The organism is Shewanella sp. 10N.286.45.A1 (assembly GCF_041470405.1).
In the GTDB taxonomy this organism is placed as follows: Bacteria; Pseudomonadota; Gammaproteobacteria; order Enterobacterales; family Shewanellaceae; genus Shewanella.
In genome coordinates this window covers 1-6,520 of the sequence record NZ_JBFRMK010000142.1, presented here as the reverse complement: position 1 = coordinate 6,520, position 6,520 = coordinate 1, and the positions used below count along the sequence as shown (strand labels likewise).

The window sequence follows — 6,520 nt, the reverse complement described above, 5'->3', positions numbered from 1 at the left end:
GAAAGATCAACAGCCCTAAGCTTTAGTGCTAATAATATGCCCGGCATTACCTACTGGGGCTGGAGGAGTTTCAGGCAAAGCAGCTTCAATCAATTTTAACGCAATATCACCCTCAATTTTTTGCTGTTCTTTAGACATCTGTGCGACTTTTAAACCGACACTGCCGTGGCTCATATTAGGTTCGAGATTTGGGGTGGAGAGTGAAATAGCCATAATGGACTCGTGGTTAAGGGATTCAAACTTCTATCGGCGCTGCACACTGTAACTTAAGTGCTTGTTTGTTACAGTGTGTATCGCCGTTTTAGCTTGAAGATTAACTTAGCTTTTTATTCCTTTTCTCTATCAATTTGCGAGTCAAAGTGATGATAAAGGTGAGCACTATAGAGCTTAAGATAAGTCCAATTGCCAGTACGACGTTTTGCAAGGCCGTTGGATCCATCGCCAACATACCGCCAAGTCCAACCATCATGATGCCTGACATTAACTTAAGCGTTTGTCCCTCTTTTTCTGTGAGCTTACGTTTGCCCAACGAGACACTGAAGGCGATAACAATAATGGCCAATGGAATGACATAGACAATGTTATAGAACACCAAGTACATGTAGCGCTCAGCGGCCTCTAAATCATGCATCGACAACACACTGGTGTAGATCATTGGGAAGCCAGCAGTGCAAAGCAATTCATAAGCATTGGCTAGGATAGAGAGCACCACGGTGCCAGCGATCATCGCGGTCATGCTACTCGCACTGGTGAGTTTGCCCATACGTTTGATAAGACCTGTCCGATTTTCTGCAGACATGGAGAGGGTGACTTCCCCTTTAGTAAAGAAGTAGTCTTTAATGTTCACCGCCCCCGCAATAAGCGCGAGAATACCGGCCCCGAGAATGATTAAACCGCCATCGCTTCCTGCGCCAAGTAGTTGGAAAATATTGAGCCAGGCGCTCATAAAGATAAAGTAGATAAAGCCTGAGAAGAATACAAAAATACCACCAACAATGAGCATTCGAGTGCGGCTTTTGGCGTTAACCATTATCGATAATAAGAATAGCAACACGAAGAATGCACATGGGTTAAATGCATCAACGCCAGCAAGAACTACGGTTAACAATGGCAGAGACATCTGTTCTGGGTGAACCACGCCCACAAGTGGTATTTCTACTGGCTGCACATCAGAGGTACTGATGTCGCTGGTTGTATCAAGGCCTAAATCACAGGTGCCTTCATCGGCACTTTCACTACAAGTTTCAAAAAATGCACCGGCAGCTGGTGTTTGTACGGCATAGCTATTGTCATCTTCTGGCTGCAGCTTACCGCCAAGGGAGATGTAATAAGACTTTAATCGGCTCACTAAGAATTCGCCAGTAACCGCTTGGCTGCTATAACCTACTACCGCTTTTTCGCCGCTAGCAAAGTAGGGCACTGAGCGGGCTTCGGTACCTGTTTTACTGGCGATATCTTGCCAGATCTCCATCGTACCCGGATCTGACACTAAATGTTCTTCCACTTCGACCCACGGATAACGTTCAGGCAGACTATTAATAAAAGGGTGTGCTTCTTTACAGTGTGGGCAGGTTTGCGACCAGAAGAAGTGGAGTTTAACCTTTAGCTCACCAGCATCATTGGTATAGTGCCAAGTTGTAGGTTGCTCTGTGGTGGAAGCTGCAAAGCTTGGGAGTGAAAAACTCGAAAATAACAGGGTAGCTAAGAGTAAAATATATTTCGTCATAGGGACTCCGAATTGGCAAATGACGTAGAGCTAATAGGGTTAATTGTTATTTTACTGAATCGTAATGTAATTGGTAAATAAATGTGTCAGTTCTGCGGCGAGATTCTCGAATTAATAACTTTTGGGAACAGCAGTTTGTTTTTAATAATATTTTGAAACTTTCCTTGGTGTTGAGAGTCTGCTATTTAAGCCTGTTATCAATTAGATATATTCAATGAATGGTTGTGGGGAGATTTATTTGATGTTGGTAGCCCGCAAGCGATGGACGTAGAATTGCGCCATAAAAACATAATCTAATGATGCACTCAGCATCAATGCTGCAACATAATATGTTGCAGTTAGCGCTTTAAAACGTTATCTACGCTTTATTGAGTGATAACCGTTGGAGTCTCTAGCTTTGCCACTCGCAAGCTTGACTCTTGTTCGGGGAAAGCACACCAATGTATGGCAACTGAACGATCGGTATTAGTACTAGCCGTTAAAATCCTACTGATAATAGGCGCAGAATATTGAGACTCATTGAGGTAAGTTCTAATACGATCCACTCTACGATTTGCCAACCATTTATTATACTGACGCACATCTTCACTAGGCTGGATCTTGTTTACTTTAAACTCCAGTAATAAGTAACCTGATTGATTGGGAGGATGAGCAATTAGTTCATCAAGTTCAGAACCGTACTTACTGCTGAAATAAGAGCTATTTTTGGCATACGGAATATCAGTAATATGGACTTTTTGGTTACACTGCGCCATTACTGAGGTTGCAGTGAGACTGATTAAAATTAGCCACGTAACAGTTATAAACCTCATTTCTAACATTCCTTTGTAAAATAAAAGGCTTAAAAATACTGTGTCGGCAGCATTATGTGTTGATTTTATCGCGAGGAATTTATGCTATTGTGCAGTTGATTGCAATGGGAAATTGTATTTTTTTAAGACGAAAGTACTGCAAAGTAACGCTGCAATATGAGTGTCATTAAATGGTCCCCCGATTTCACTCGGCTAGCTTTAACTGCGACCAATTTAATGACAATAATTTGACTCTTTTTAGAGCAAAATAAATTATGCTAATAGTTGCTTATTTACTGTCAATTCAACCTCAATATTGTTACGTATTGCATTGGAGTATGGGCATACTTGATGAGCAATACGAACCAATTCAACAGCGGCAGTTTGTTCAAGTTCAAGCTCAATTGTTAGCGCTGCTGAAAGTGAAAATCCACCAGATTGATTAGCGCCTATACCAACTGTTGCGCTTACCGGTGCCGCACTAATCGCTATTTTTTGTTCACGAGCGACATGTAAAATAGCATTTGAAAAACATGCTGCGTAACCCGCTGCAAAAAGCTGCTCAGGGTTAGTGGCATTGCCAGCTCCGCCCATCTCTTTTGGATAGCTTAAATTTACTTCTAGTAGACCATCTTCTGTTTTAGCGATGCCGTTACGGCCAGCGGTAGCATTTGCAGTTGTTTGGTAGATAGTTTTCATCATTAATCCTTAGGTTTTAAAATTGCGCTCAATTCAATTGCTAGCAAGTTTACCTCGATCTTTATGTTTAACGCAAGTATATTGTGCGCAATTTAATTACTAGAGTATTTTTAGATGGCTAATGACAGCATGCGCGACCCACTTTGTTTAGATAACCAAATCTGTTTTTCGCTGTATAGCGCCACCAATGCAATGGTGCGGGCATACCGTCCACTGCTGGAAAAACTCGATCTTACCTATTCGCAATATTTGGCCATGATGGTGTTGTGGCAAAGTGATGGGATTAGTGTGAAAGATATGGGTGAACAGCTGCATTTAGATTCTGGCACGTTGACTCCATTATTAAAGCGTTTAGAAACGAAAGGCTTGGTGATAAGAGGCAGAAGTGAACATGATGAAAGAGTGCGTGTACTGAATATCACCGCCGCTGCCAGAGTGTTAAAGCTGGAGGCTGAAAAAGTACCCGCGCAGATGAAATGCCAGATCCAGGTTTCAGAGGCCAAGTTAATGCAGTTAAAGTCGCTTTGTGATGAGGTATATAACAGCTTTACTAAATAGTGTTATTCAGCGTGAGTTTAAAGCTCTGAATTGAACAGATGTTTAATGGTGTGTGTATATCGGCATTGTCGACTCCGAAAAACTAACAAAAGGCTGTGGTATAGGGTAAGTTAGATAATACTTATACCGGTAGGTATAAGACTGGTTAGTTCACGCATGGAGGTGGAATGTCGACAGTCGATCTGGTTATCGTTGGCGGCGGCATTAATGGAGCGGGTATCGCCCAGTGTGCTGCAGCTGCAGGTTACAGCGTTATATTGCTGGAAAAAGGTGTGGTAGCAGGCCAAACCTCGGCTAACTCCAGCAAACTTATTCATGGTGGTTTACGTTACCTAGAAACAGGCCAGCTATCGTTAGTTAAGCAGTCGCTTGCTGAACGTCGCGCCTTGTTGAAGTTGGCGCCCTCTTTAGTTAATCCTATCCCTTTTTATATCCCTGTTTACGAAAATAGCCGTAGAGGTGCGATTGCAATAAGAGCCGGTTTGAGTATGTATTCAATGCTCAGCAAGTTTGATGCTTTAGGCCAATTTAAATCAGTTCCCTCAGTGCGCTGGGCTAAAATTAAAGGGCTTAAGCTTGAAGGACTCAAGGCTCTTTATCAGTACTGGGACGCACAAACAGACGATAAATTGCTGACTGAGGCGGTGGTTCGCAATGCCCGTAGTTTAAGCGCACATGTGCTTGAACACGCAAAGTGTACTCAAATAGAGCACTTAAAAAATCACTGCGTGGTGCATTATCAACACCAACAAGCGTTACATAAAGTTGAAGCGCTAGCGGTGGTGAATGCGGCAGGCCCTTGGGTTAATGATGTACTTGATTGTGTCACTCCTACTGTTGCACCATTGCCGATTGAGTGGGTACAAGGTAGCCATCTACTGCTCGATATTGACGCCACCGATGGCATCTTATATCTGGAATCTTGTTTCGATAAACGAGTTATTTTCGTGATGCCATGGAACGGTAAAACCCTGATTGGCACCACTGAAGTTGTACTCGATGAAATAACAGGACGACCGACACCGACAGCCGATGAGATCGACTACTTACTCGGTATTTATCATCACTATTTTCCAACGTTGGGTGATGTTGATAGCTTAAAAGCGCAAATTATTGATACGTTTTGTGGTGTACGAGTGTTGCCTAAGCAGCAGGGGAACGCTTTCGATCGCCCCCGTGATACCTTGCAGCAAACCACTGCTACTCATCCACATTTGCTGACGCTCTATGGCGGTAAGCTAACCACCTATCGCACCACGGCAGTTGAAGTGCTTAGCTGGGTAGAGTCTCATATTGGTCGTCGTAATGTATTGGCAGACTTTAATCAGTTACAGTTAGACTGATTAAGTTTGGCATTGTTAGTGCTTCATTAAACTGTCATCTTTATGTCATATTCTTTGGCAAATTTATGGCTGGTATTTTAGGACGTTGAACATGCTGCAAATATTTATACGATTTTTCTCATTAGGCCTAGTCTCCTTTGGCGGTCCTGCAGCCCATATCGGCTATTTTAGACAGGCTTTTGTGCAAGAGCTGCAATGGCTTGATGATAAACACTATGGCAGCTTGGTCGCGTTAAGCCAGTTTATGCCTGGCCCAGGTTCTAGTCAGGTTGGTTTTGCTATTGGCTATCATCGAGGCGGCTTATTAGGCGGCATTGCTGCGTTTTTAGGGTTTACACTACCCTCATTTATTTTACTATTTTTACTGGCGGTGACTAGCAGCCAATGGCTGGAGTATTCCATCACTCAAGGGGTGATTCATGGTTTAAAGTTGTTGGCTGTTGTGGTGGTTACTGATGCAATTTTGATCATGTTTAAGCAGTTTTGTCAGCGCAAAACGGCCAAGATATTGATGGTGTTAAGTTGTGTGGTTATTTTGCTGCAGCCTTCAATGCTAGTGCAATTTTTGCTGCTAATTATTGCCGCAATAGTGGGACGTTATTATCTGTCGGCAGCCGATGATAAAGAGCCATTAGCGAATGTAAGTTCAGCACAAACAACAGAACCTGTGCAGCTTAACTTCTTCTGGTTAAGTATTTTTGTAGGTCTACTTATCGCTTCGTTAGTGGCTATTGGCTTATCTAAACAAGCTGGCATAGGTACCCTGACAGAACTGTTTAGCCAGTTTTACCAAGTTGGTAGCATGGTATTTGGTGGCGGCCACGTGGTATTGCCACTGCTGCAATCGAGTATTGGCGATGCGGTTAATAATGACCAGTTCTTAACAGGCTATGCATTAGCGCAGGCAGTGCCGGGGCCGATGTTCGCCCTAGCGGCATTTCTGGGTGCCGAAATTTGGATCTCACAACCGTTAGTGGGTGCATTAGTGGCAACCTTAGCCATCTTCCTGCCGGGCTTTTTACTGATGTTAGTTGCGCTTAAAAGTTGGCATGGGATCAGTAGTCGCCCTAAAGTGACTGGGGCGATAGCGGGAGTGAATGCTACAGTGGTAGGCTTCTTGTTAGCTGCGCTGTACAACCCTATTTTTAGTAGTGCGGTACTGTCACCACTGGATATGGCATTAGTGGTGTTAGGTTTTGGTTTGTTTAAGATTTTTAAACCGAATATCTTTATTTTAGTTGCAGGGTTTGGCGTTTCAGGTGCACTGATCTCAGCGATCATTTGATAGTTTTTTTTATAAAAACATAACGTAAAAAAAGGCCGCAGATTGATAGCTATTCTACTTGAATATCAGTATCAAACTGCGGTTTTTGTCATTTTAGAGTAGGGGCTGTTGATCTTTC

The 6,520-nt window shown here is 43.0% G+C and carries 7 protein-coding genes; 3 read left to right on the top strand and 4 right to left on the bottom strand.

The annotated features are described in order from the left end of the window. Positions 1–15: 15 nt before the first annotated feature. From AB4238_RS11680 to AB4238_RS11665, 4 genes are all read right to left on the bottom strand, one after another. Positions 16–213, bottom strand: coding sequence for a cytoplasmic protein (locus AB4238_RS11680; RefSeq protein WP_371992025.1), 198 nt, complete (start codon positions 211–213; stop codon positions 16–18). A gap of 100 nt (positions 214–313) precedes the next feature. Next, positions 314–1,726 carry a cytochrome C biosynthesis protein gene (locus tag AB4238_RS11675; RefSeq protein ID WP_372033604.1) on the bottom strand — a complete coding sequence of 471 codons (1,413 nt, stop codon included), beginning with the start codon at positions 1,724–1,726 and terminating at the stop codon, positions 314–316. 365 nt (positions 1,727–2,091) lie between these two features. Then, a complete protein-coding gene (locus AB4238_RS11670; RefSeq protein ID WP_372033603.1) occupies positions 2,092–2,538 on the bottom strand; it encodes a hypothetical protein in 447 nt (148 codons plus the stop codon). A gap of 252 nt (positions 2,539–2,790) precedes the next feature. Beyond that, positions 2,791–3,216, bottom strand: coding sequence for an organic hydroperoxide resistance protein (locus AB4238_RS11665; RefSeq protein WP_372033605.1), 426 nt, complete (start codon positions 3,214–3,216; stop codon positions 2,791–2,793). Between the two features lie 114 nt (positions 3,217–3,330). On the opposite strand from AB4238_RS11665, the gene AB4238_RS11660 reads away from it, so the two are divergent. The 3 genes from AB4238_RS11660 to chrA all read left to right on the top strand — a co-directional run bounded on the left by AB4238_RS11660 (position 3,331) and on the right by chrA (position 6,402). Beyond that, a complete protein-coding gene (locus tag AB4238_RS11660; protein ID WP_372033602.1) occupies positions 3,331–3,774 on the top strand; it encodes a MarR family winged helix-turn-helix transcriptional regulator in 444 nt (147 codons plus the stop codon). Positions 3,775–3,941: 167 nt separating this feature from the next. Then, on the top strand, positions 3,942–5,117 hold the full coding sequence (locus AB4238_RS11655) for a glycerol-3-phosphate dehydrogenase/oxidase (RefSeq protein WP_372033601.1): 1,176 nt from the start codon (positions 3,942–3,944) through the stop codon (positions 5,115–5,117). Positions 5,118–5,208: 91 nt separating this feature from the next. Further along, positions 5,209–6,402 carry a chromate efflux transporter gene (chrA, locus tag AB4238_RS11650; RefSeq protein WP_372033600.1) on the top strand — a complete coding sequence of 398 codons (1,194 nt, stop codon included), beginning with the start codon at positions 5,209–5,211 and terminating at the stop codon, positions 6,400–6,402. Positions 6,403–6,520: the final 118 nt, after the last annotated feature.

Bases quoted from the DNA above. Each gene is read 5' to 3' on its own strand.
- AB4238_RS11680 (WP_371992025.1), bottom strand. From the start codon at position 213: ATGGCTATTTCACTCTCCACCCCAAATCTCGAACCTAATATGAGCCAC.
- AB4238_RS11675 (WP_372033604.1), bottom strand. From the start codon at position 1,726: ATGACGAAATATATTTTACTCTTAGCTACCCTGTTATTTTCGAGTTTT.
- AB4238_RS11670 (WP_372033603.1), bottom strand. From the start codon at position 2,538: ATGAGGTTTATAACTGTTACGTGGCTAATTTTAATCAGTCTCACTGCA.
- AB4238_RS11665 (WP_372033605.1), bottom strand. From the start codon at position 3,216: ATGAAAACTATCTACCAAACAACTGCAAATGCTACCGCTGGCCGTAAC.
- AB4238_RS11660 (WP_372033602.1), top strand. From the start codon at position 3,331: ATGGCTAATGACAGCATGCGCGACCCACTTTGTTTAGATAACCAAATC.
- AB4238_RS11655 (WP_372033601.1), top strand. From the start codon at position 3,942: ATGTCGACAGTCGATCTGGTTATCGTTGGCGGCGGCATTAATGGAGCG.
- chrA (WP_372033600.1), top strand. From the start codon at position 5,209: ATGCTGCAAATATTTATACGATTTTTCTCATTAGGCCTAGTCTCCTTT.